This window comes from Streptomyces carpinensis, assembly GCF_002154505.1.
In the GTDB taxonomy this organism is placed as follows: domain Bacteria; phylum Actinomycetota; class Actinomycetes; order Streptomycetales; family Streptomycetaceae; genus Streptomyces; species Streptomyces carpinensis.
Genome location: NZ_MUBM01000455.1, coordinates 1 through 24,243, shown reverse-complemented (window position 1 = coordinate 24,243; position 24,243 = coordinate 1). Strand labels below are relative to the sequence as shown.

19 protein-coding genes and 4 pseudogenes are annotated in these 24,243 nt (G+C 68.0%); 11 read left to right on the top strand and 12 right to left on the bottom strand.

The features are described from left to right. The 5 genes from BZY54_RS43250 to BZY54_RS43230 all read right to left on the bottom strand — a co-directional run. On the bottom strand, positions 1–550 hold a 550-nt coding region (locus BZY54_RS43250), incomplete at its 3' end, for a thiolase family protein (protein ID WP_483025161.1). 2 nt (positions 551–552) lie between these two features. Next, entirely contained in the window at positions 553–1,380 is an 828-nt protein-coding gene (locus BZY54_RS43245; protein ID WP_208640946.1) for an amidohydrolase family protein, read from the bottom strand. Positions 1,381–1,422: 42 nt separating this feature from the next. Continuing rightward, a complete protein-coding gene (locus BZY54_RS43240; protein ID WP_086730836.1) occupies positions 1,423–2,565 on the bottom strand; it encodes an acyl-CoA dehydrogenase family protein in 1,143 nt (380 codons plus the stop codon). Between the two features lies 1 nt (position 2,566). Then, entirely contained in the window at positions 2,567–3,730 is a 1,164-nt protein-coding gene (locus tag BZY54_RS43235) for an acyl-CoA dehydrogenase family protein (protein ID WP_244217616.1), read from the bottom strand. Between the two features lie 166 nt (positions 3,731–3,896). Beyond that, a complete protein-coding gene (locus BZY54_RS43230; RefSeq protein WP_086730834.1) occupies positions 3,897–4,094 on the bottom strand; it encodes a ferredoxin in 198 nt (65 codons plus the stop codon). Positions 4,095–4,225: 131 nt separating this feature from the next. On the opposite strand from BZY54_RS43230, the gene BZY54_RS43225 reads away from it, so the two are divergent. From BZY54_RS43225 to BZY54_RS43195, 7 genes are all read left to right on the top strand, one after another. Further along, a complete protein-coding gene (locus BZY54_RS43225; RefSeq protein ID WP_086730833.1) occupies positions 4,226–5,497 on the top strand; it encodes a cytochrome P450 in 1,272 nt (423 codons plus the stop codon). Then, the gene (locus BZY54_RS43220; protein WP_208640945.1) at positions 5,494–6,666 is read left to right on the top strand and encodes an FAD-dependent oxidoreductase; all 1,173 of its coding nucleotides are present in this window, start codon (positions 5,494–5,496) and stop codon (positions 6,664–6,666) included. The genes BZY54_RS43225 and BZY54_RS43220 overlap by 4 nt, the downstream gene beginning before the upstream one ends. A 68-nt stretch (positions 6,667–6,734) precedes the next feature. Beyond that, positions 6,735–7,505 (top strand): enoyl-CoA hydratase/isomerase family protein, encoded by a 771-nt coding sequence (locus BZY54_RS43215; protein ID WP_086730832.1) that lies wholly within the window; start codon positions 6,735–6,737, stop codon positions 7,503–7,505. Next, positions 7,505–9,157 (top strand): AMP-binding protein, encoded by a 1,653-nt coding sequence (locus BZY54_RS43210; protein ID WP_086730831.1) that lies wholly within the window; start codon positions 7,505–7,507, stop codon positions 9,155–9,157. The genes BZY54_RS43215 and BZY54_RS43210 overlap by 1 nt, the downstream gene beginning before the upstream one ends. Further along, the gene (locus BZY54_RS43205) at positions 9,154–9,903 is read left to right on the top strand and encodes an SDR family NAD(P)-dependent oxidoreductase (RefSeq protein WP_086730830.1); all 750 of its coding nucleotides are present in this window, start codon (positions 9,154–9,156) and stop codon (positions 9,901–9,903) included. The genes BZY54_RS43210 and BZY54_RS43205 overlap by 4 nt, the downstream gene beginning before the upstream one ends. 9 nt (positions 9,904–9,912) lie before the next feature. Continuing rightward, on the top strand, positions 9,913–10,806 hold the full coding sequence (locus BZY54_RS43200) for an HpcH/HpaI aldolase/citrate lyase family protein (RefSeq protein ID WP_086730829.1): 894 nt from the start codon (positions 9,913–9,915) through the stop codon (positions 10,804–10,806). A 48-nt stretch (positions 10,807–10,854) separates the two neighbouring features. Beyond that, positions 10,855–11,313 (top strand): MaoC family dehydratase, encoded by a 459-nt coding sequence (locus BZY54_RS43195; protein WP_341868736.1) that lies wholly within the window; start codon positions 10,855–10,857, stop codon positions 11,311–11,313. A 70-nt stretch (positions 11,314–11,383) separates the two neighbouring features. Here the strand turns inward: BZY54_RS43195 and BZY54_RS43190 are convergent, their stop codons facing one another. The 6 genes and pseudogenes from BZY54_RS43190 to BZY54_RS43170 form a co-directional block, all read right to left on the bottom strand. Continuing rightward, complete coding sequence (locus BZY54_RS43190; protein ID WP_086730827.1) at positions 11,384–12,424, bottom strand: LLM class flavin-dependent oxidoreductase; 1,041 nt, start codon at positions 12,422–12,424, stop codon at positions 11,384–11,386. Positions 12,425–12,482: 58 nt separating this feature from the next. Continuing rightward, a complete protein-coding gene (locus BZY54_RS43185; RefSeq protein ID WP_086730826.1) occupies positions 12,483–13,244 on the bottom strand; it encodes an SDR family NAD(P)-dependent oxidoreductase in 762 nt (253 codons plus the stop codon). Between the two features lie 45 nt (positions 13,245–13,289). Then, entirely contained in the window at positions 13,290–14,789 is a 1,500-nt protein-coding gene (locus BZY54_RS43180; protein ID WP_086730825.1) for an aldehyde dehydrogenase family protein, read from the bottom strand. 191 nt (positions 14,790–14,980) lie between these two features. Beyond that, positions 14,981–15,218: pseudogene (locus tag BZY54_RS55730) on the bottom strand (IS5/IS1182 family transposase); the annotation flags it as partial. A gap of 55 nt (positions 15,219–15,273) precedes the next feature. Further along, positions 15,274–15,498, bottom strand: a pseudogene (locus tag BZY54_RS43175) (transposase); the annotation flags it as partial. A gap of 635 nt (positions 15,499–16,133) precedes the next feature. After that, entirely contained in the window at positions 16,134–16,892 is a 759-nt protein-coding gene (locus BZY54_RS43170; protein ID WP_208640944.1) for a FadR/GntR family transcriptional regulator, read from the bottom strand. A 509-nt stretch (positions 16,893–17,401) separates the two neighbouring features. Between BZY54_RS43170 and BZY54_RS43165 the strand changes: the two genes are divergently transcribed. The 4 genes and pseudogenes from BZY54_RS43165 to BZY54_RS54120 all read left to right on the top strand — a co-directional run. Further along, positions 17,402–19,003: an FAD-dependent oxidoreductase gene (locus BZY54_RS43165; protein ID WP_086730824.1), complete on the top strand. Its 1,602-nt coding sequence runs from the start codon at positions 17,402–17,404 to the stop codon at positions 19,001–19,003. 910 nt (positions 19,004–19,913) lie between these two features. Next, positions 19,914–20,552 carry a PaaI family thioesterase gene (locus BZY54_RS43155; protein ID WP_208640943.1) on the top strand — a complete coding sequence of 213 codons (639 nt, stop codon included), beginning with the start codon at positions 19,914–19,916 and terminating at the stop codon, positions 20,550–20,552. Between the two features lie 110 nt (positions 20,553–20,662). Beyond that, positions 20,663–21,167, top strand: a pseudogene (locus BZY54_RS54125) (NAD(P)-binding domain-containing protein); the annotation flags it as partial. Positions 21,168–21,239: 72 nt separating this feature from the next. Beyond that, positions 21,240–21,480: pseudogene (locus BZY54_RS54120) on the top strand (Fe-S oxidoreductase); the annotation flags it as partial. A gap of 313 nt (positions 21,481–21,793) precedes the next feature. Here BZY54_RS54120 and BZY54_RS43145 read toward each other — a convergent pair. Further along, complete coding sequence (locus tag BZY54_RS43145; protein ID WP_086730822.1) at positions 21,794–22,657, bottom strand: 3-hydroxybutyryl-CoA dehydrogenase; 864 nt, start codon at positions 22,655–22,657, stop codon at positions 21,794–21,796. Positions 22,658–24,243: the final 1,586 nt, after the last annotated feature.

Here is a 24,243-nt window from a genome sequence, read left to right as displayed (position 1 = left end):
CCGCCTCGCCGGCGAGGCGGTGTGAGCGGACGGCATACTCGTCCAGCTCGCTTCTGGTGAGGCTCCAGCGGTCCGCGACCAGCTCGGCCGCCAGGCCCTGGCTGACGAGGCCGGGGGCGTAGCGCTCGGTGACGCCGGCGCCGTAGGGGTCGGCGCCCATCCGGGCGCTGCCCATCACCACGCGGCTCATCGACTCCACGCCACAGGCGATGACGACGTCCTGCTGACCGGCCATCACGCCGTACGCCGCGTAGGTGACCGCCTGCTGGCTGGATCCGCACTTGCGGTCGATCGTCGTGGCGGGGACGTGCTCCGGGAGGCCGGCGGCCAGCCAGGCCATCCGGCCCGGTGTGGCGGACTGCTCCCCCACCTGGCTGACGCAGCCGGTGACGACGTCGTCGACGCAGCCGGGGTCGATACCGTTGCGGTCGACCACCTGGCGCAGCACCTGCGCGAGCAGGTCGACCGGGTGGAGGCCCGCGAGGGCCCCGCCGGCCTTGCCCTTGGCGATCGGCGAGCGGACGGCGTCGACGATGACAGCGTTACGCATGCTCAGCTCCTCTTTTCCAGCGGCTGCTCGATGCGCACGCCATCGAGCCAGCGGTCGAGGTTGCGGCCGAGGACCGCGTCGACCTCGTCCGGCTCGAGGCCGAGGTCGCGGATCACGTCCATGCACTCCGTGGGGTTCGACATAGGCCAGTCGGAGCCGAAGACGACCCGGTGCACACCGTGACGCCGGATCAGGTCGACGACGCGCTCCTTGCCCAGGGCGCGCAGGGTGGGCGGCCAGGAGGTCTCCAGTACGACGTTGCGGCCGATGACGTGCTCCTCGACCTCTTCGAGCCGGTGGAAGCCGCCGAAGTGCGTCGCCATGAGCCGCAGCCGCGGCAGCTGGTCGATGATCGCGGCGAGCATCGCCGGGGTGGCGAGCTGGTCGGTCTCGGGTACGCCGCCCTTGCCGACGTGAGCGATGACCGGGAACTCGTCGCCGAGCGCGTCGAGGATGGCCAGGAGCCGCTCGTCGTCGAGGCGGAACCGCTGGAAGAGCGGGTGGAGCTTGATCCCGACGACTCCGTTGCTGCGGAGGCTGTCGATGTTCTCCTCGACCGGCAGGTCGGGATGGATGGTACCGAAAGGCACCAGTCGTTCCGAGCGCAGCCCACCGATGAACTCATTGGTGCGATGGAGGTACTTCGCCTCGTCTGCGATGCCCATCACGACACAGCGGGAGATCCCGGCGCGGTCGAGCGTGCGGGTCAGGCCGGCGACGGTGCCGTCGAACTCCGGCTCCATGAAGTCGACCCGCCCTGCAAGCGCCTTCGCGGCGATCTTGTCGGGCCACACGTGGGTGTGGGCGTCGCACAACAGCGGTGCGGTCATCGTCATCCTCTCGACATCATCAGTGCGCGACTTCATCCGTCGTCACCTGTACTGCTTGACGAGCTCCTTGGAGAGCGAGTCCAGGACCGTCTCCGTCGCACCCTCGTAGATCCGCATTGGTCGGGCCGCACGGTAGGCCCGCTCGATCACGCTGTCGCGGACCAGTCCGTGCCGGCCCATCACCTGCACGCAGTTGTCCACGATCCGTGCGGCGGCCTCGGTCGCGACCACCTTGGCCATCGACGACACGTCGAGCGCCGCCCGCGGGTCGTCCGCAGCCTGGGCGGCAGCCTGGTAGACGAAGACCCGCGCCGACTCCAGGTCGGCCCAGGCGCGGGCCAGCAGCTGACCCACCGGGCCGATCTCGGCGAGCGGTCGGCCGAACTGGTGCCGGGTCACCGCATGCCGCGCCGCGGCATCGAGTGCGGCCTGCGCCAGGCCGACGGCGGCGCCCGCGACCGAGACCCGGAACGAACCGAGGGTGGCGAACACCAAGGACCATGCCTTGCCCGGCTCGCCCAACCGGTTGCCGACGGGCAGCTCGACACCGTCGAAGCTGATGTCGCCCATGACGTGCGGTGCCATGATCGTCTCGGTCGGCGTCACGCTGACACCTGCGGCGTCGGCGGGCACCAGCACCATCGAGTAGCCGTCACCCTCGCGAGCAAGGGTGCAGAAGAAGTCCGCCGCGGTGCCGTTCGAGATCCACGACTTGCGACCGTTGACGACGAGCCGGTCCCCCCGCTGCTCGACGGTCGTGCTGACCGCCTTCAGGTCGGATCCGGCGTCGTCCTCGGTGAGTGCGAGAGCCGCGATCGCGTCCATCTCCACAACGCGCGGGAGCCAGGCCCGGCGCAACTCCGCCGATCCGCCGCGCGCGAGCGCGTAGCTCCCGATGCCCTGCATGCAGAACAGGGTGTCGAGATGCGCGCTCACGGCCATGAGCTGCTCGCGCACCAACGTCACCGCGAGGGTGTCGATGCGGTCGTAGCGACCGCCGTACGCCGCGGGGACGAGCAGTCGGACGAGCCCGCTGTCAGCGAGCGCCTGCCGCATCCCCGGGTGCGGCGTCGCCAGCTCGTCTGCCTCTGCGGCTACATCGGCGAATCCAGCAGCCAGTTTCCGGGCCCCGTCCTGGATCAGAAGCTGCTCTGCCGACAGGCCGCGCCTGCTGTCGATACCCATGTCAGCTCCGTCGCTGGTTGAAGTTCCGTCCGAGCAGCTCGGACACGATGCGAGTGCGCTGCATGGCCGGAGTGCCGCCGGCGATCGCCCACCCGTGGGCGTCGCGGTGCATCCGCTCGATGCCGTACTCCTCGGTGTAGCCGTTTCCGCCGTGGAGCTGCATCGCGATGTCGGTGACCCGCTTCGCCATCTCGTTCGCACGGCACTTCGCGAGCGAGACCTGGAGCGGGTCGGGCAGGCCGGTGCCGGCGTCGCGCGCCGCGCGGTAGACCAAGGCCCGCGCCGTCTCGACCTCCATGACCATGTCGGCCAGCTGGGTCTGGACCGCCTGGAACTCCACCAGCGGCCGGCCGAACTGGTGGCGCTCCTGCACATACGCCAGCGTACGGTCCAGCGCGGCCTGGCCCAGCGCGAGGCTCATCGTGGCGTTACCCAGCCGCTCGACCGAGAAGCCGGTGAACAGCTCGCGGAAGTGACCGGGGCCACGCACGATGGAGCTGACGGGAACCGTGACGTCGTCGAAGTAGATGTCACACGACGGGATGCCGCGGAATCCCATCAGCGCCTCCTGTGATCCGAAGGAGACCCCGGGCGCGTCAGCCGGGACGAGGACCACGCCGATGCCCTTGGCACCGGCAAGCTCATCAAACCGGCAGAACGTGTAGTAGTAGTCGACGTGGCCGCCGCCGCTGATCCAGCGCTTGCTGCCCCGGACCGTCACGGTGTCGCCATTGATGACAGCAGCCGTGGTCATGTCCGTCGCGGCTGAGCCGGCGTCAGGCTCGGAGATCCCGATGGCGACCGTCGCCTCCCCTGCGATCACCTTCGGCAGAATCTCCGCCTTCTGCTCCGCGCTCCCCAGGAGCGCGATGTGACGGGCCGGACCGGTGTTCGCCTCGAAGACCTGGAACGCGGCCGGCCGGCACTCCTTGGCCAGCTCCTCCATGACGACCAGCGAGTCCAAGAGCGGCAGCCCCAGGCCGCCGTACTCCTCGGGCATGGAGATGCCCAGGAAGCCGAGGTCGGCGAGGCGCTTGCGCTCGTCGTCGGGGAAGAAGGTCCGCTCCCGGTCCCACTGCAGCGCGAGCGGCGCGTAGATGTTCTTCGCGACGTCGGCGGCGAGAGCGCGGAATTCGCGCTGTCGCTCGTTGAGATCGTCAAGCACAGCGGGCTCCATTCATGTGGTTGATAATCATAGTTATCACGAAGCTGGGCCCCTGTCACCACCCTCACTCACGAGCAGGCCGCTGATGGCCGGAACGACACAGGGCCGCCATGCCCGGACGGGGCAAGGCGGCCCTGCAGGGACCTCCCAGAGCAGCTCCGAGAGGTCACTCGACAATCTCGAGGGCGAGCTCGGGGCAGGACTCCACGCCGAGCGCGGCAGCATCCTCCAACTCGGCCGGGACGTCTCCCTCGAACTCCACGATCACCTGCCCCTCGTCGTCGGTGACGCCGTAGACATCCGGTGCCGACATGCGGCACAGGCCATGACCCTGGCACTTGGCCAGGTCCGCTCGAATCCTCATCCTCGACACCCTTCGGGAGCGCTTCGCTTCGACGCCGGCTCGAACACCGGACGATCACCTTCGGGCAACCGCCCTTGACGACCTAGCAACTCATCATAACTATTATCACGAACATCGTGAAGGAGGACGCTGTGCCGAACCCACCCCGGTGCCCGGTGACGAGCTTCGACCACCACTCGCCCGAGCACTCCCGCGACCGCGTCGAGATCTACCGCGAGCTTCGCACGAGCTCACCCGTCGCCTGGACCGAGTCGCACGGCGGCTTCTGGATCCTCTCCGATTACGCGTCCGTTTTCGAGGCCGCACGGGACGACGACCTCTTCTCCTCTCAGCGCCACGACGAGTACGGCGGGCCAGGACTCTCGGTGACGATCCCCAAGGCACCCACCGCCCTCCACATCCCGATCGAGCTCGATCCCCCGAACTTTCGCGCCTACCGCAAGGCCGTCAACCAGGTGACCGCCCCCAAGGCCGTCGAGGGCCTCGACTCGAGGATCAAGCACTACGTCACCGGCTTCATCGACATGATCATCGAGAAGGGCGAGGCCGACCTCGCGATCGTCGCCGGCGTACCCGCGACCGTCACCGTCGACTGGCTCGGACTCGACCCGTCGCAGTACCAGACCTACGTCGACGCCATGCACACGCTCGTCTCGGCCGCACCAGGGTCCAAGGAATACCAGCACGCGGCCGAAGTCGCCGTCCCCTGGGTCTCCAAGACCGTCCGCGAGCACATCGCCTACCGCCGCCTGCACCCCGGCGACGACGCAACCACCCACTTCATCGACGTCGAGGTGGACGGCCGCAAGATGACCGACGACGAGATCTACTCGATCCTCGAGCTGGTCATCTCCGGCGGAGTCGGCACCACCGCCTCGCTGGTCACGCAGTCGCTGGTCTGGCTTCACGAGAACCCCGACCAGCGCCAGCGCCTGATCGACGACCCGTCGATGACCGACATCGCCGTCGAGGAGTTCCTGCGCTACTTCTCCCCCACCCAGGCGCTGGCCCGCACGATCATGGCCGACACCGAGTTCCAGGGCTGCCCCGTCCGCAAGGGCGACCGTGCCCTGCTGGCCTGGGGCTCGGCGAACCGCGACCCCGCACAGTTCGAAGACCCCGACACCCTCGACATCACGCGCTGGCCCAACCGTCACGTCGCCTTCGGCATTGGCATCCACCGCTGCGCCGGCTCGCACATGGGCAAGGCGATGGCCCGGGAGATGATCCGCCAGGTCCTCGCCCGGATGGGCGACTACGAGATCGAGATGGACAAGGTTGTGCCGTACCCGGACCAGGGCACCAACGCCGGCTACCACTCCATCCCGGTGCGGTTCACCCCGGGCGAGCGCCTCCTCGGCGACACTCCCCTGTTCCCGGCGCACTACACCAAGGCGCAGTGAACAGCGGCCAGGCGGGCATGGTCCCGCATGACGGTCGGGTCGTCGTCGTCGGCGGCGGACTCGCAGGGGCGCGCGTCTGCAGTGCCCTGCGCCGCAAGGGCCTCACCGGCCCGATCGACGTGGTGGCCGCGGAGACGCACCTGCCGTACGACCGGCCGCCGCTGTCGAAGGACGTCCTCCTCGGCACCCGGGACGCGACGCCGCTCCCCTTCGACGTCGAGAAGCTCGACGTGACCTTCCATCCCGGGCGCCGGGCGACGGGCGTCTCCCCCGAGGCGCACGTGCTGCACACCGACGCAGGCGACATGGCCTACGACGGCCTGGTCATCGCCACCGGCGCCGGCCCGGTCCGGCTGCCCGGAACCGGGGAGCAGCTGACGCTCCGCACGATCGAGGACGCCCTGGCCGTACGTGCGCGACTCGTCCCCGGCAGCCGGGTCGTCATCGTGGGCGCCAGCTGGATCGGCGCCGAGGTCGCGACCGCCGCCCTGGCTCGCGGCTGCCGTGTCACCTGTGTCGAGTACGACGAGACTCCGCTCGCACGCACCCTCGGCGACCAGGTCGCCCGGCACCTGCGGCCGTGGTGGAGTGACGTCGACCTGCGCTGCCGGCTTGCGGTCCAGGAGGTGAGCGACGAGGGCGTGGTACTCGCCGACGGCCAGGTGCTCCCCGCCGATCTGGTGGTGGTCGGCATCGGCGTGAAGCCGGTGATCGGCTGGCTCGACGGCTCCGGCATCGCCACGGGTCGCGGCATCCTCACCGACGAGCGCTGCCGAACCGGTGCCCCCGGCGTCATTGCCGTCGGCGACGTGGCCGAGCGCTGGTCGCCACGGGCAGGAGCGCACCTCCTCATCGAGCACTGGGACGACGCGGGCGCCGCAGCGACCACGGCAGCCGCCGCCCTCCTCCAGGGCGACGACGCGCCTGCGTACGACGCGGTCCCGTACTTCTGGTCCGACCAGTTCGGCCACAAGGTCCAGTACGTCGGCCGGCACTCCGCCGACGACGACGTCGCCGTGACCACCGACGACGACGGCAACCTGGCGACCGCCGAATGGCGCTCCGCCGATGGCAGCCGCACCGCCTGGCTGGGCGTGGACCGCCCCAAGGAGGTCGTCAAGGCCCGAGTGAGCATCGGCCAGCCGGCCCTGGCTCCGACGACTTCATGACCCTGCCGACGCCACCCGCGCCGACGCCCCCACCGACTCTGTCATCGAAAGGATGAACCTTGCCTGACGTGACCGTCACCCGGCGAGACGACGTGGTCTGGATCCGGCTTGACCGGCCGGACCGGATGAACGCCTACGACATCGCCATGGCGCAGCAGATGACCCAGGCGGTGCAGCAGGCCTCCGACGCCTACGCCGTGGTCCTCACCGGCTCGGGCCGAGCCTTCTGCGCCGGCGGAGCACTCGACCAGCTCGACGACCCCGACCCGGCCGCTCTGCGGGAGCTCTTCACTGCGTCCCTGCGGCTGTGCGACGCGATCCGCAGCTGTCCGCGTCCGGTGATCGCGGCGGTCAACGGGGCCGCGGCAGGTGGCGGCAACGAACTGGTCGTGGCCTGCGACTTCGCGATCGCGGCGCGCTCCGCGACCTTCGGCCAGACCGGGCCGAAGGTCGGCTCGTCCCCTGTGCTCGGCGCCACCAACCTCCTGCCGATCCAGATCGGCGAGAAGCGGGCCAAGGAGATGGCGATGCTCTGCCGCCGCTACTCCGCGGAGCGGGCCGCCGATATCGGCCTGGTGAACGAGGTCGTGGACGACGACCAGCTCATGGCCCGCGTCGAGGAGTGGATCGGCGAGATCAAGGCGCTGAGCCCGCGCTATCTGGAGATCACGAAGATCAGCTCGAACCTCTGGTGGAACTCTTCCCAGGACTCCATGCGCACCGGACTCGGCATGCTGCTGCAAGCGATCGGCAGCCCCGACATGGTCGAAGGCGCCAGCGCCTTTCTCGAGCGCCGACGCCCTCAGTTCCCGCCGCCGAACCGCCTGAAGGAGAAGTGATGACCCGCCGGTTCTACACCGAATTGACCCCCACCTTCGCCGACCGTGAGCAGTGGGCGCTGCCGACCGTCCTGCGGCACCACGCCGAGCGGACCCCCGACCAGGTCTTCCTCGATGTGCCCGAGGAGAACCTCACCTGGACGTACGGCGAGATCCTGGCCGCCGCCGAGCGCGTCGGCCGCAATCTGCTGACCGCCGGGGCGGCCCAGGGCGACCGGGTCGTGATCATGGGCAAGAACTCCTCCCAGTTCGTCCGGACCTGGCTCGGCACTGCCGTGTCCGGCCTGGTCGAGGTGCCGATCAATACGGCCTACGAACTGGAGTTCCTGGCCCACCAGATCCGCACGGTGTCCGCCCGCTACGCGGTGATCGACGACGTCCACGCGGCGAAGTTCGTGCCGATCGAGAGCTCGGCCCGCACGATCGAGAAGTTCTGGGTGATCGACACCGGCAGCCGCGACGAGGCGATCAAGCTGCTGCACGACCACGGCTGGGCCGCCGTCCCCTGGGAGGAGCTGGAACAGCCCGCGACCGGTGACCTGCCGACCGTCCGCCCTCAGGACCTGGCGTCCGTCTTCTTCACCTCCGGCACGACCGGCCCGTCCAAGGGCGTCGCCATGCCGCATGCGCAGATGTACTTCTTCGCCGACGAGTGCGTCTCGCTGACCCGCTTCACCGCCGAAGACGCCTGGATGACCGTAACCCCGCTCTTCCACGGCAACGCGCAGTTCATGGCGACCTACCCGGCCCTCGTCGCCGGTGGCCGTGCCGTCGTGCGCAGCCGCTTCAGCGCCAGCCGCTGGATCGACCAGATCCGTGAGTCGCGGGTGACCGTCACCAACTTCATCGGCGTGATGATGGACTTCCTCGCCAAGCAGGCGCCGCGCCCCGACGACCGCGACAACCAGCTTCGCGCGGTCTTCGCCGCACCGACTGCCTCATCTCTCGTGCCGGTCTTCAAGGAGCGCTTTGGCATCGAGGCCTTCGTCGAGGTCTTCGGCCTCACCGAGACCACCGCACCGATCCTCTCGCCGTACGGCGAGGACCGACCCGCGGGCGCAGCGGGTCTCGCGGCGGACGAGTGGTTCGACGTACGGCTGGTGGATCCGGAGACCGACGAGGAGGTCGGCGTCGGCGAGGTCGGCGAGTTGGTGGTGCGCCCACGCGTGCCGTGGATCAGCTCGATGGGCTACTACAACATGCCCGAGAAGACCCTCGAGGCATGGCGCAACCTGTGGTTCCACACCGGCGATGCGCTCAAGCGCGACGAGGCCGGCTGGTTCTACTTCGTGGACCGGTTCAAGGACGCGCTGCGCCGCCGCGGCGAGAACATCAGCTCCTATGAGGTCGAGACGGCTCTGCTCGCCCACCCGAAGGTCCTGGAGTGTGCCGTCATCGCCGTACCGGCGGACTCGGAGGCGGGCGAGGACGAGGTGATGGCCTACCTGATCTGCTCCGGTGACGTCACAGCCGAGGAGATCTGGGAGTTCGCCGGCGCTCGCATCCCGTCCTTCGCCGTCCCGCGCTACCTCCGCTTCGTCGACGACCTGCCCAAGACTCCGAGTCAGCGCGTGCAGAAGGCCGAGCTGCGCAAGCTCGGCGTTACCGTCGACACGCACGACCGCGTCGGTGTCACGGCGGCCGTGCGATGACCGGTTTCGACCTGACGGGCAAGGTCGCTCTGGTAACCGGGGGCAGTCGCGGCCTGGGCCGCGCGATCGTGCAGGCGTACGCCGAGGCGGGGGCCGATGTGGTGATTGCCAGTCGTCGGCTGGACTCCTGCGAGAAGGCGGCGGCGGAGGTCCGTGAGACCACCGGGCGCCGCGCCCTGCCGCTGGCCTATCACGTCGGCCACTGGGACGAGGCCGAGTCGACCCTGGACGCGGTCGAGGCGGAGTTCGGCCGTCTCGACATCCTCGTCAACAACGCCGGCATGTCCCCGCTCTACGACTCGGTCGAGAGCATCAGCGAGGCGCTGTGGGACAAGGTCTTCGACGTCAACCTCAAGGGGCCGTTCCGGCTGGCGGCCCTGGCCGGCAGCCGGATGGCCGCGAACGGCGGCGGATCGATCATCAACATCAGCAGCCGCGCCTCCCAACGCCCTCGGCCGCACACCCTGCCCTACGCCGCCGCGAAGGCCGGACTCAACGCGATCACCGTCGCGCTGGCGCACACGCTCGGTCCCACGGTCCGGGTCAACGCGATCGTCGCGGGCACCTTCCTCACCGACGTCAGCAAGGCGTGGGACGCGGATGCGTTCGCACAGCGAGCCCAGGGCTTCGCGGCCCGCCGCGGCGGTGAGCCCGAGGAGATCTGCGGAGCTGCGCTCTACCTCGCCAGCGACGCTGCCTCGTACACCACCGGATCGCTGCTGACCGTCGACGGCGGCCAGCCCTAGGAGCATCAGATGAAGCCCTACCGCACCGTCATGTTCGTCCCCGGCCACAAGGTGTCCTGGTACACCCGGGCCGCCGAGGCCGGGGCTGACGCGATCGTCCTCGACCTCGAGGACTCCGTGCCCGAGGCGCAGAAGGAGCAGGCCCGCGAACTCGTCGCCGAGGGCATCCCGAAGCTCGCCGCGGACTTTCCGGATCTCGGCATCCTGGTGCGCGTCAACGCACTCGGGACCCAGATGACAGGACTCGATCTCGAGGCCGTCGTCGTGCCGGGACTCACCGGTGTCTTCACGCCGAAGGTGAACAACGCCGTCGACCTGATCCGCTACGACACCCTGGTCGACCACTTCGAGGCCAAGGCCGGCGTGCACGGCCTGGAGTACATCGTGCCGGTCGAGACGATCCACGGCATCCAGAACTGTGAGGAGATCGCCGCTGGCTCACCCCGTGTGGGCGCGATGATCGGCCCGACGGCCGAGCACGCCGACATCGCGCGTGCGGTCGGCTTCGAGTGGACGCCCGAGGGCACCGAGTCACTCTTCCACCGCACCAAGATCATGCTCGCCACCAAGGCCGCGGGCCGGCATCCGCTCACCGCGCTCTGGGAGCGGATCCGCGACCTGGAGGGCCTCGAGGCGTTCACCCGCCGCAGCCGCGGGATGGGCTTCCGCGGCCAGATCGTGCTGCACCCCTCCCACGTACCGGTGGTCAACCGCGTCTACACCCCCGACAGCGAGCAGATCGACTTCCACCGCGGCCTGCTCGAGACCTACCGCGAGGCCGCGGCGCGGGGCGACGGTGCCGTCATGTACGGCGACATCCACGTCGACAAGGCCCACGCCGACAAGGCCGAGGAATGGCTCGCCCGTGTCGACGAGCTGGCCGGCCTCAACGGCGGACTCTGACCTGTCCGGCCCACTTCCCCACCATCCCACCGCAGCAGAGCGAGAAGAATCATGAGCGGCCTGTACTACGAGGATTTCGAGATCGGCGCCGAGTTCCGCCACGAGTGGACCCGCACCGTCTCGGAGTACGACAACATCCTCTTCACCTCGATCACCATGAACCCCGCGCCGATCCACCTCGACGCGGAGTACATGAAGACCCAGCCTGCCGGCCGCCCACTGATGAACAGCCTGTTCACGGCCGGGCTCATCGGCGGCATGATCGTCCACGACCTGACCCTGGGCACGACGCTGGGCAACCTGGGCTACACGAAGTTCGACTTCCCCAAGCCGGTCTTCGCCGGGGACACGCTGCGCGCTGAGTCGACCATCCTGGGCAAGCGCGAGTCGAAGAGCCGGACCGACTCCGGCATCGTGTTCTTCGAGCACCGCGGCATCAACCAGCGCGACGAGATCGTCCACATCGCCCACCGTGCGGGCCTCATGCTCAAGCGCCCCGTGGAGTAACCGGGAGGTGCCAAAAGAGAAGGTCCCTGGCCGATCGGCCAGGGACCTTCTCATTGGGGGATGTGCCTGATCAGACCGCCGCGGGCGCGAATTGGTCGAAATCGATGCTCTCCAGATCGGCGAGCGGCTGCACGATCTCACGGCCCACCCGCTCCAGGTAGCCCGCCGTCTGGTCGGCGTCCATACCAGGCCAGTGCGGCCGGATGAGCAGCGGCCCGATCGGCAGCCGGGCCGCGATGTCACGGATCTGCCGGCGTACCTGCTCGCCGGTGCCGAGCAGGACATGATCCTGCACATTGGCGAGGAACTCCTCACGCACCCGTTCGGCCTCCAGCAACTGCATCCCGCTGGCGGCGTAGGAGACGTACTTGCCGTGTGCGACCGCGGCGAAGTCGGTGAGCGCGGCGTCGAAGGTGTCAGCCACCTGCAGCTCACGTCGCAGAGGCAGCTTGTTCAGCGGCAGACCGAGGCGCTGACGCTCCTCGACGTAGATGCCGACCAGCTTCTCGACCTGTTCGATCGTCTGCTGGGGCGTGATGGTCCAGACGTCGCCGTGCCGGGCCGCACGCTTGACTCCGGTCTCCTTCATCGCACCCAGCCAGATCGGCGGCCGCGGCTTCTGGATCGGGTGGATGTGGGTGGGTCGGTCCTCGACCTGCCAGAAGCGTCCGTGGAAGGTGACCCGGTCCTCGGTCCACAGCTTGGTCATCAGTGCGATCTGCTCCTCGAGCAGCCCATAGCGCTTCTGGTACGGCATGTTGAAGACTTCGTACTCGTGCGGAAGGTAGCCGGTGCCGATGCCGACGACCAGCTTGCCTCGTGTCACGATGTCGAGCGTCGCGAGCTCCTCGGCGAGCTGGACGGGATGGTGGAGCGGACCGACCAGCACGGTCGTCCCGATCCGGACGTGGTCGTCGAGCTCCGCGGCCAGGCGGGCCAGCAGCGGAATCGGCTGAAGCCAGCGGAAGTCCTGGTACAGGAAGTGCTGGCCGATGGTGAGATAGGTGAAGCCGGCCTTCTGCGCCGCCTCGACCTTACGGAGCATCAGGTCGAGATGCTCCTCGGGCGGCACGGAGACCGGCTGGTCACCCATCAGGATCCCGAACTGCATATCTTCCTCCTAAACCGACGAGCCGGGCCACGACGGCCCGGCTCGGATCAGCGATGGGTCACTTGGCGGTCAGGCCGCCGTCGACGGGGATCGTCACACCGGTGACGAAGCTCGACATGTCGCTGGCGAGGAAGAGCGCGACCTGTGCAATCTCTTCCGGCTGCGCGGCACGGCCCAACGGGATCTGGGCGAAGAACGCGGCCTTCCGCTTCTCGGTCTCCTCCGGGCTCGCCCTGAAGAACCCCGGCAGGCCCGGGGTCTCGACCGAGCCGGGCGCGATGGCGTTGACGCGGATGCCGTCCGGCGCCATCGCCAGGGCCATCGACCGCACCAAAGCGATGATGCCGCCCTTGGTGAACGAGTACATCGGACTGAATGGCGAACCGATCAGGCCCGAGGTGGAGCTGGTGAAGATCACCGAGGCGTTGCCCGACGCCTTCAGCGCGTCGGTCAGGTAGCTCGACAGGAAGAAGCTGGCGCGGCCGTTGATCTCCAGGCCGGTGTCCCACTCCTCCGGGGTCAGGTCGAGACCGGCCGCACCCGGGATGCCGACGTTGTTGTAGAGGATGTCGACGCGGCCGTGTTCGGCCATGACCTCGTCCGCGAGCTGCTTGAGCGCGTTCAGGTCGCGCACGTCGACGACGGCCGCCCGGGCACTGCCGCCCTTGTCGGTGATGCCCTTGACCACCTCCGTGGCGGCCTCGGCGTTGACGTCGACCACGATCACATGGGCGCCCTCGGCCGCGAAGAGTTCCGATCCGGCGCGGCCCATGCCGGACGCGCCAGCGGTGACCAGCGCGACCTTGTTGTTCAGCTTCATTGCTTCTCCTCGTCAGTGGGTCGGGTCACTCGGTCGAGCCGCGACTCAGGTGCCCGGCGGGCGGGTGATCCCGGCCAGGGCGTACTGGATGTGCTTGACCTCGAAGAACTCCGCGAAGCCGTCCTCACCGAGTTCACGGCCGACGCCGCTGCGACCCGGCCCACCCCACGGGGCGTCGGGGCGCATGCCCGAGCCGCCGTTGATCGTGACTGTGCCGGCCCGGATCTGCTCGGCCACCTTGATCGCCTCGTCGAGCGGACCGAAGACGTTGCTGGCCAGGCCGTATCGGGTGTTGTTGGCCAGTTCGATGGCGTGGTCGACGTCGCGGTAGCCGAAGACGATGCCGATCGGGGCGAAGAACTCCGTGTCGGCGATCGGGTCGTCAGGATCGACACCGGCGAGCACGCCCGGCTTGAGGTAGTGGCCGGTCTCCCGGCCCTCGGGCCGCCCGCCGCCCGCGCCCCACCTGGCACCACGCTCGATCGCGCCCTGCACCCAGCCTTCCACCTTGTCGCGGTGGGCCTTGGAGATGACCGGCCCGACGACCGTGTCCTCCTCCTGTGGGTCACCGACCTTGACGGTCTCGATGAAGGCATCGGCCAGCTCGAGGAACCGGTCGACGTCGGCCTCGGGTACGAGGATCCGGCTCCACGCCGCGCAGCCCTGGCCGGCGTTGCGCGCGAACCGCAGGATCGAAGCGGCGACTGTCGCCTCGAGGTCGGCGCTGGGCAGGATGATGTTGGGGCTCTTGCCACCGAGCTCGAGCACCGACTTGCTGAGTGAACCGAGCGCCGCCTGCGACATGACCTTTGCGCCGACGGCGTCGGAGCCGGTGAAGCTTGCCATGTCGACATCGGGGTGGCTGGTGAGCTGGACGCCAATCTCGGGGCCGCCGACGACCAGGTTGACCACGCCCGGCGGCAGGCCGAGCTCGTCGAGCAGTTCGAAGATCCGCAGTGTGGTCCACATGCCCTGCGGCGACGGCAGGACGACGACGGTGCAACCCGCTGCGAGCGCGCCACCGAGCTTCCACGCCAGCAGGTTGAGCGGATAGTTGTACGCCGGCAGCGCGGCCACGACGCCGACCGGTTCGTACCGCAAGATGCTGCCCGAGGGAACGGGCTTGTCGTATAGCGGCAGCGCGTGCTCGTAACCGCCGCGCGGACCGCGGACGGCCATCTCGGCGTACCACCGGAAGACCTCGATGGGCCCACCGACCTGCATGCTGCGGCAGGCCGCGATCGGCGTACCGACTTCCTCGGCCATCATCCGGGCGAGCGGTTCCATCTCTCGCTCGAGGATGTTGGCGAACCGAAGCAGCACGTCGGCACGGTCCTGCGGGGTGAAGGCCCGCCACTCCTTGGACCGGAACGCCCTTTTCGCGGCCGCGACCGCACGATCGACCTGCTCACTCGAGCTGGTCACCGTCTCTGCGATGACCGCGTCCTTCGAAGGGCTGGTCGACAGGTAGCTTTGGCCCGATTCCCCGGCTTCCCACTGTCCGTCGATGTAGGTGCTGTGACTGCGTTTCTCGACGCCGGACATCGGCCCTCCTTCAGATCCCGGGGCGCCACGCCGCAGTGCTTGAGCACGCCGGACGTGACGTCCGCCTCCAGCGGAACCATAGCAATGATGCGCAGGGAATTAAAGGGTGAGAGTCAAAGCGAGGCGGAGTTGGCCTTCAGCCTCTCCTGCAGCGATGCCGATTCGGCGAGACCAGCAGTAGGTTTTAGTCCTAGGCGCCCGGTCCTGAGCCGACTGCCCTGGCGGCAGAGCGGGGCCGCGCGACGGATCAGCATACGCAGCACGACGGTCGCCGCGGACAGGGAAATCGCCGCGGACAGGGAAGAGAGAAGTCCACGACGCGACTGCGCCTCTCGGTGCGGCGCCGTAGTTTGCCGAAGCGTTCACCCACGTGTGGCTCCGTTCCGCGACTCGGCGCTTGCCGCCCCGGATCGGACCGGGGACGCCCCGCGGTGAAGCCGAGAGCCGCCAGGATGGTGTCGGCCCTGCCGCCGAGGCAGCCGCAAACCGTTCCGGCCCGGGTGTCCCACTCGCGCGGGCGGTAGCCGTTGCGGTGGTTGACTCTTTCCTCGTTGACCTGCCCGTACTCGGCGTTGCAGAGCACGTCGGCCTCGGCGGACATGAGGGCGTCGGCGAACGTTTTGACCATCGCGCGGAGTAGATCTGGACTCGCCGAAGCGAGATTCTCTTCGGCGAGGGCACGCAGGGGCACACTGTCCGGTGCGGTCATCGTGCTGATCTCCTTCAAAGACTTGGTCGTCTTGAAAGATCAGCCGGTGGCCGTTCGTCTATGCGGGCCTCACCCCGACGCCGGAGCAAACCCCCGGATCAGGTCAAACCCGTACACCACTTCCCTGGACGTAACCGGACACTCAACACCGTTCGGAGTGTCCGGCTGAGCACGAGTCCCTCCAGGACTCGCTCCCGCTCGTGGCGGTCGGCTCCGGCCGAGACAATGCCGGGCGGAACGCCGCACACCTCGGTGGCCATCGAGCGTTTCAGGCCCTGCTTCGCACGGTCCGCCCGCGGACGCCCGGCCCTCTCGCCCACCGCGCGGGCGTGCCAGGGCGTGGACCCGGGCGAGCGATCCGCTCGCAGTCGGAACCGTGCACCAGTTCAGCGATCTCGTGCTCGAAACCATCCGGTCCGGGACGCCCGAGTTGTGGCAGCCGAGCGGACGTGTCGACGCACTCGGGCAAGAGCACCGCACACTGGTCCCGCAGGGGCTCGAACAGCCATGACGGCAGGATAGGCACGAGCCCTCCGTTGATCACCGAGCGTGGAGAACTCCATGACCAACCGGGCTCGTGCCTGCTCTGTACCCGGGTGTCTCATGAAAGGACCAGCACCTCCTGCCGGTCTCTGTCAGCTGCGTCTGAACCCCTGCCAGGCTACGTCCCAGGTGAGCGAGCGCTTCATGACGTCCGGGAACTTCTTGCCGATGTACGCGAGATACTCACCGATGTGGTCCCGCATGGCCTGCTCCGATGCATCTCCATCGCGCTGACGCAAGGCCGCGAGCACCTTCATGTGCGCTTTGAGGACGGCGCGCCGACGACGCTCGTTGTAGTCGACGCCGACAACGGTGCCGTCGAAGATGCCGACCAGCGCATCGATGAGGAAGCCGAAGAGCGAGTTGCCGGCCGCCCACGCCACCAGGTCGTGAAACTCCTTGTTTGTCTCGTGGAAGGTGAGGATGTCGCCGATGTTGCCGGCCATACGGTCGACCGATGCCCCCAGCTCCTCCAGCCGGGCATCGCTGATCCGCTCGGCAGCAAGGCGCGCCAGCAACGGCTCCAGCCCGTTGCGCGCCTCCATGACCTGCGAGAACGGAGCGTTGTCGAACTGCAGCAACAAGAGGATCGCGTTGGCCAGCGCCGACGCATCCGGCTTCTCAACCATCGGGCCGCCGCCGGGCCCCGGCTTGAGCGAGAGGACGTTTTGCAACTCGAGGAATCGCAGCGCTTCCCGCAGCGTCCCACGTCCCACGCCGTAGTCGGCGAGCATGTCACGCTCAGGTGGCAGGAGGTCCCCTGTCGTCAACCCCATGCGGTCGATATCCTGCACGATCCGACGCGCCGTGATCATGGCCGTCTTCTCGGGCCGCGAGCTGTTGTGCACCATCACATGGACTTCCTCTCTCAGAGGCTCGCTGAGAGCGCTCCCCCGTCACCCAGTGGGACGTTCGCCTTCGGCGGATCGATCGGCCTCGCCAACGATTCTCCCCATTGATTATATCTATTGGCACAGACTCCACGCCCGAAACTTGACAGTCGGCATGCATGCGGTGGTGAACCTGCGGCCTGACCTACGGCGTTGGATCAGGAGGGGCCTCCGGGGCCGTTTACCCACGCCTTCGGGCGGACTCAGACGACCATCAGCCCTTGCAGCTGCGCAAATCCGCCTCGGACCCACCCGCACGCCACCGGCCGTCGAACTCCGGTAACGCGGTGCCAATGACCGTCGCAGCGTTGATAGCTATCCATGATTATGAACATGATGCTTGACATCATTGGCTGCAGGTTGCGACGGTAGCCGTGCAGCGAGCCCTCTCGCCAGCCCCAGAACACACATCCCCTTCGACCGAGCCTGTGCGCCCGGGAGCTCCAGGCTCCACGCGAAAGGATCTCCGCATGTCGGACAACGACGAGTACGACGTCATCGTGCTCGGCACAGGCGCCGCTGGCCTCACGGCCGCGCTGGCTGCGGCGACGAACGGTGCCAGAGTCGGCCTGTTCGAGAAGGCAGAGAAGATCGGTGGCACCACCGCGCTCGCCAGCGCCGTCGTCTGGCTGCCGGCCAACCGCTATGGCCGCGAGGCAGGCGTCCAGGACTCACGCGACGACGCGATCGCTTACCTCGACTCCCTCTCCCATGGGATGATCCTTCCCGCGTTGCGTGACGCGTTCGTCGACACGGTCGACGAGCTCACCGAGTGGCTCGAGACAAAGACGCCGGCCCGCTTCCAACTCGTCGCGGGATTCCCCGACTACCACCCCGAGCATCCAGGCGGGAAGCCGGGGGGCGGCCGGTCGATCGAGCCGCAACTGTTCTCTTTCGCAGGCATCTCCGAGTGGGTCGACCGCATCGTCGGAACGCCGCGCCGGATGAACGTCGGCGACACACCGATCGGCGGCGGCACCGGAGTCCTTCCAGCGAATGTCATCGCCAACCGCGAGCAGCACCTGATCGAAGGACTCGGTCGAGCACTGATCGGCAGTCTTCTCGCCGGCTGTCTGGAGCACGGTGTCGTGCCGACGACCGGCGCCCGCGCCGAGCGCCTGCTGGTGCACGACGGGCGCGTTGTCGGTGTGGCCTTCGCTGACGGCCGTGAGGTGCGCGGCCGAACCGTCGTACTGGCGACGGGCGGTTACGAGTACGACGCCGATCTCGCCCGAGACTTCCTGCGCGGCCCGATGGCCTCCCCTGCCGGTGTCCCGTCCAACACGGGCGATGGCCTTCGCATGGCGATGAGGCTGGGAGCGCGCCTGGGCAACATGCGAGAAGCCTGGTGGGTCCCGGTCATGCAACAGCCGGGCGATCGGGCCGACGGCGGCAACAACGTCTACCTCGTCAACCGGGAACGCACACTGCCGCGTTCCATCATCGTCAACGATCAGGGCGACCGGTTCACGAACGAGGCGGCAAACTACAACGCGTTGGGTGGGGCCTTCCACACCTTCGACCCCAGCCGGTTCCGTTACCTCAACCAGCCGGCTTGGCTGGTCTTTGACCAGGGACTGGTCGATTCCTACGGCTGCTTCGGCAATCCTGCGGGCGCACCGGTGCCTGCCTTCGTCCCTCGGGCAGACAGCCTGAGCGACCTGGCCGTAACCATAGGTATCTCCGGCACGAGGCTCGAGGCCACCGTCGCCCACTGGAACACGATGGTCGCTGACGGACACGACGACGACTTCAACCGCGGTGACAGCGCATACGACGGATGGTGCGGCGACCGCAGCCTGTACCCGACGCCCCTCGCCACCCTCGGACCGATCGAGCGGGGGCCCTACTACGCCGTCGAGCTGATCTCGTCGACCCTGGGCACCAAGGGCGGCCCTCGAACCGACGTCGACGGGCGTGTCCTCGACATGGATAGCCAGGTCATTCCGGGCCTCTTCGCTGCAGGGAATGTGATGGCAGCGCCGACCGGCATGGTCTATGGCGGGGCGGGCGGCACGCTCGGACCGGCGATGATCTTCGGCTACCGCGCCGGGAAGGCCGCGGCGCGCTGAGAACGCCATCATCCGGCGTCCGCCTGCGTGCCCCACCCAGTCGGCGCCACGCGCTCGACGGCGACGCCCGGGCCTACTGATCGTCCGTGAGAGTAAAACTCCACACCGGGCTGACCGCTTCAGGCCTCGGCACCGGAAGCCTCTCCACCGCTCACGCCCAAGCCCTCGACACCTCCGTGGACAGAGCGGAAGCCGCACTCCGCAGCGTGTTGTGATCCGCTCATCGGTCAAACAAAGGTGCACTACCAGGTGCGTCATCCGCCCCGTCACCGGAACTGATGCTGATGTTGCTCCATTACCTCGGCGAGGGTGATCTGGCGCATCGGCGATACGCACCCACCAGCAAGGTGGCCGCGCTGCACGACCGCGAGATCGCAAGCGTGGCCCGCTACCAGCGGCTGTTCCGGGAGTTCATCTCCGGCTGGATGGGCGACTCAACCAAAGCGGCATCTTCGGGCCGAGCTGATGGCAGCGACACGTTGTCTCGCCCCACAACCACGTCCCGCGCCGGTGGCTGTGGGGCGAATCCACCGACCCCGTCGCCGAGGTCGACGAGGCCCTGCGCCAGGTGCTCGCACTCTTCGCCGCACCGGCTCCCGACATCGGAGGCACCACGATCGTCGCCTTCAGAACCTGACAGGACATCGACGCGTTGATCCCGTCGCTCAGACTCCTCATAGAGGGCAGCGGCGAGCGACAACCCTCCTTACGCGCGGACCACTCCCAACCCGCCACTCGTGCCCGTCCGGGCCCGGTCCGCCCGTCGCACGGCACGAAGGCACGACATTGTAGAAACAAGAAGTGACATGCCGTCCGTAGGCCGGAGATCTGGATTCATAGGCTGTGAGTCCAGACCCACGGAGCACAAGGCGCCCGGCCATCGGTTCGCTACGGCAGGCCGGGAGGACAAATGGAACAGGCAACAATGGCAACGGTCTCGGACGGAGAAGGACTGAGCAGCTGCCGGCAGAACCGCAGACAGCCACCTGCGGTTCCGACCGGCTACGCCGAGATGATTGAAGCCGTCCGGCTCCTGCAGGACCGGATCGCGGCCGCCGCCCCGGACGAGGAACTGATCGCCGCGGTGACCCGGGACCTGACTCATGCCGCCGAACTACTCGCGCCCGCCGAGCGGGAGGAGGCGTTTCGGATCAGCGGCTTCAGCGAGGAGCTTCCGGGTAACGGTTCGGCGCTGATCCCGCTGGTGTGGGATGTCGTCTCGGACGCGTCCGTACGGCGCGGCCGGGTGCGGTTCGGCAGTTTTCACCTGGGCGAGAACGGGGCCGCTCACGGAGGGACGATACCTCTCCTCTTCGACGAGGTGCTGGGCCGGTTCGCCAACAGCGACGGGCGCGCGTCCGCGCGCACTGCGTACCTGCACGTCGACTACCGCAGCGTGACGCCGGTCGAGAAGGATTTGGAGTTCGTTGTCCGGTTCGAGCGTGAGGAAGGCCGCAAGCGATACATGACCGGTGCCCTTCGGGACGGAGAACGAGTCTGCGCCGAAGTCGAAGGCCTGTTCGTCCAGCTTCGCCCAGGCCAGCCCTGAAGCTCCGGCACGGTCCGACGCAGGCCGCAGGACGGACCGCCCGGGGCCTTGGAGGGCGTCGATCCACCGCCCGCAGAAGGCGTGTTGAGTGATCAACGCCGCATTCCGGCGAGATCGGCTTCGAGGTCACCGGCACCGACAACCGTGCCGCCACTGCACAGAGCGACGTGGTGATCGTGGCGGTTCCTTGAGACGTGCAAGGCGCACTCCTCGCCGACCTTGCAGACGAGCTTGCCGTCAAGACCGTGGTGGACGGCGTCAATTCCCTGGAATTCGACAAGCAGAGGCGCCCAGAAGCCTGCGGAGGGCAGTGCCGCCGAACAGGCCGCAGCGCTGCAGCCCGCCTCTCAGGTCACCGCCGTCTTCCACCACCTGTCCGCGGTACTCCTGCTGGACCAGGAAGTCGACCGCATGGACACCGACGTCCTTCTGCCGGGCGACAACCGCACCGCCGCCGACACCGTCCAGGCCTTCGCCGAACGCATCCCAGGCATGCGCGAAGTCTTCGCCGGACGACTGCGCAACGCCCACCAGGTGGAAGCCCCCGTCGCCAACCTGATCTCCATCAACCGCCGATTCAAGGCACACGCAGGCATCCGCATCACGGATGTCTAAGCAACACGTCCTGCGAGTCCTGACACCCGATGAGGCATCGGCAGCGGCAATCCATCGGAGGAGACGGAGCCGATGCAGCTCGCAGCGATCGTCATCTCGCTGGTCACCAGCGTGATCGGCATCGCGCTCGCCGCCCGCACGGCTGCGTACATCTACCAGTTCGTCAAGGTCGGACAGCCCGAGGACACCCGTACCGGAAACCCGGCGCAGCGCACCAAGACCGTGGCCAGGGAGTTTTCTGTGCCATACCTGGATAAATCGGTGGAGGGTGTTCGGTGTCGGCCACTGGTTTGTCGCGATCGGTTTCTTCAGTACACGATCCTGGGGATGGGTATCTGCATTCTGGTGTTCCGCGGCCTGGAGGGTGCGCTGGCCGGTCAGCGGCCTGTCGCCCAGCCGTTGCCGGGCCGCGTCAGGGCAGAACGCTGGGATGCGCACGTCCTTGCACCCGGCCGCGTTCAGCGCCTGGGTTCCTCATCCGGGAAGCGAGACCGCTCGTCCACATCGACGGCGTACGGTGCGATCTCCTTCTCCGCCAGCCCGCGCACCACAGCACGGAGCTCCTCGTGCTCCTCGCCCGGCCGTTGGAAGGGTAGTCCTCGCCTTTGCCGGGCTTCCTGTCTCGGTCAATAGGAGTAGTCGTAGAAGCCGCGCCCGGATTTCCGGCCCAGCAGGCCGGCCTCCACCATGCGCAGCAGCAACGGAGGCGCCGAGTAGAGGGGTTCTTTGAACTCCTCGTACATTGCGTCGGCGACTGCCTTGGTGGTGTCCAGGCCAATCAGGTCGGCGAGCCTGAGCGGGCCCATGGGGTGGGCGCAGCCGAGCACCATACCGTTGTCGATGTCCTCGGCTGACGCCACGCCGGATTCCAGCATCCGGATCGCGGACAGCAGGTACGGGACCAGCAGCGCGTTCACTACGAATCCGGCGCGGTCCCGTGCCTTGATCACCGTCTTCCCCAGGACGTCGGTAGCGAAGGCCTGCGCTCGCCTGCATGTCTCTTCACTGGTCAACAGGGAGGGAATCAGTTCCACGAGCGGCAGCACGGGGACGGGGTTGAAGAAGTGGGTGCCGACCACCTGCGCGGCTCGCCCGGTGGCCGTTGCCAGCTTCATGATCGGAATCGAGGAGGTGTTGGAGGCCAGAATCGCGTCCGGTCGCTCGACCACCTTGTCCAGGATCCGGAATACCTCTGCCTTGATCTCCTCGACCTCCGCGACCGCCTCCACTACCAGGTCCCGGTCGGCGAACCTGGTCAGGTCGAGGGTGTAGGAGATCCGGGCCAGCACGGTGTCCATGTCGTCCTGGGTCAGCTTGCCGCGGCGCACACCCTGCGCGAACGACTTCTCGATGCGGGTACGTCCGAAGTCCAGCGCCGCACTGTCCACTTCGGCCACGATCACATCGAGCCCCGCCCGCGCGCACACCTCGGCGATACCGCAACCCATCAGGCCCGCGCCGACCACCCCTACTCGCTCGATGTCAGACATGTGCCCTCTCTCCCTCACCGAGGTATATGTCTGCGGGCGTCGGCACCTCGCCGTGGAGGAAAGACGGGTCCGGCGGCCATCCCCGCATCCTCCCGTCCGGGAAGAGCAAGAACGTCGGCGATGGGCAGCGGGCAGGGTTCACGATGACCTCCGAGATCGTGGCTGGTTACGGACCGTGGGAAGGACCGCTTCGACGGGTCTGACCCATCCTCGGTGAGCAGGCATTAAGAGGAATCCAGACCAGGGCCGCCTGCCGTCCCCATCCGGAGAGCCGGGAGCCCCGAGGACGGCCTGGGACGTCTTGCTGAGCGCTGCAGGTTCGGCGTCTGCCGACGCGGCTCGTAGGGTTCACATATCTCAGGACGACTTCTCCCGCGCTCCGGTCGCTGCCAGCCGCGGGCCGTACACGAGCACGCGGCAGCATCAGCTGCGGTGCGGTGCCGTCGACACGCCCTCGCAGCACGAGGTCTTCGGCAGATGGGCCGAGGACACGTCGGGCATCACCCCTGTGCGATCGTTGACGAAAGTCGCCCTGATCACGATTCATCCGTCATCGCTTCGCACTGCGACCACACCACTCGATACGCAGATAGGACACAGCAGCTACCGAAAAGACGGCATGCCGCACCAACGACAGCTTTGATGGATGAAGACCGGCTAGATCCTGCACAGCCGGTGCGCTGCTTGGCTCCAGTGGAAAACGTCCCCCCACGTCCTCGGTTCGGGGGCCGACGCGTCTGTGTCACCCCCAAGAACTTATGGCACTCAGTTCCCCATGTAAAGGCACTGAGTACCATCCTTGCGGAATCAGTACTCACCGGAAGTCGGCTGGATCCCTTGCGCCACCGCCACATGGGAGCAACTTTCCGCGCGATCAGATTCCCTGGCACCGGACCCTACTCACGACGGAGAGCTCGGCCGCCCGGAGGCGCGGTAGCAGCTCCCGGATCGGTGTGGTGTTGCCGACCTGTGCCGTATGCAGCCGCGCCTGGCGGGGCACGAGGGCGAGCATGACAGAGGTCTCAATGCGGCCCGCGTGAGCATCGCCGTCCCAGTGCGCGGTCCAGGACGCTGTGGCCCTTGCCGCGCAGCCGGCGCACGGCCCGGGTGACGGACGGCGTTACCACCGTGCGGAGGAAACCAGGATGACCTGACGAAACATCGGGTAAGCGGGGCGCGCCAGTTCGACCAGGAGCAGTTCGACGAGCTCCTGGCCCCGGCCGAGGCTGTGGTGGTTCTCCGCCGACGGCATCACACCCGGGAGGGCCGGCCGGAGGCAAGACGGGAGCCGTGGGTGACCCCCTCGGCCACCGGCCGGCCGATGTAATCGTGGTCGGGGCCGGTGCCGCAGGCGCCGCGCCGACGGCCGCGCCGTGCCATCTTCACCCCGGTTCTCTTCGGCCGACGGCGCTCGCCCCGGGAAGCAGACGATCAGACGACGCGGGCCCTCACTGCCCGGCGCCACCCTCGACGAGGCCTCGCAGCGAGGGGAGCAGGGCGTCGATGTCCTGTCCAGTCCTGAACACGACGATGGTGGTGCCACCGCCGGGCTCCGACGCGGAACCGGGTGCCGGGAAGAGGGCGAG

Excerpts from the sequence above, each read along its gene's own strand:
- BZY54_RS43165 (WP_086730824.1), top strand. The coding sequence starts at position 17,402 with ATGTCGGACAACGACGAGTACGACGTCATCGTGCTCGGCACAGGCGCC.
- BZY54_RS43180 (WP_086730825.1), bottom strand. The coding sequence starts at position 14,789 with ATGTCCGGCGTCGAGAAACGCAGTCACAGCACCTACATCGACGGACAG.
- BZY54_RS43205 (WP_086730830.1), top strand. The coding sequence starts at position 9,154 with ATGACCGGTTTCGACCTGACGGGCAAGGTCGCTCTGGTAACCGGGGGC.
- BZY54_RS43170 (WP_208640944.1), bottom strand. The coding sequence starts at position 16,892 with ATGGTGCACAACAGCTCGCGGCCCGAGAAGACGGCCATGATCACGGCG.
- BZY54_RS43185 (WP_086730826.1), bottom strand. The coding sequence starts at position 13,244 with ATGAAGCTGAACAACAAGGTCGCGCTGGTCACCGCTGGCGCGTCCGGC.
- BZY54_RS43190 (WP_086730827.1), bottom strand. The coding sequence starts at position 12,424 with ATGCAGTTCGGGATCCTGATGGGTGACCAGCCGGTCTCCGTGCCGCCC.
- BZY54_RS43200 (WP_086730829.1), top strand. The coding sequence starts at position 9,913 with ATGAAGCCCTACCGCACCGTCATGTTCGTCCCCGGCCACAAGGTGTCC.
- BZY54_RS43230 (WP_086730834.1), bottom strand. The coding sequence starts at position 4,094 with ATGAGGATTCGAGCGGACCTGGCCAAGTGCCAGGGTCATGGCCTGTGC.
- BZY54_RS43245 (WP_208640946.1), bottom strand. The coding sequence starts at position 1,380 with ATGACCGCACCGCTGTTGTGCGACGCCCACACCCACGTGTGGCCCGAC.
- BZY54_RS43145 (WP_086730822.1), bottom strand. The coding sequence starts at position 22,657 with ATGTCTGACATCGAGCGAGTAGGGGTGGTCGGCGCGGGCCTGATGGGT.
- BZY54_RS43155 (WP_208640943.1), top strand. The coding sequence starts at position 19,914 with ATGGAACAGGCAACAATGGCAACGGTCTCGGACGGAGAAGGACTGAGC.
- BZY54_RS43210 (WP_086730831.1), top strand. The coding sequence starts at position 7,505 with ATGACCCGCCGGTTCTACACCGAATTGACCCCCACCTTCGCCGACCGT.
- BZY54_RS43240 (WP_086730836.1), bottom strand. The coding sequence starts at position 2,565 with ATGGGTATCGACAGCAGGCGCGGCCTGTCGGCAGAGCAGCTTCTGATC.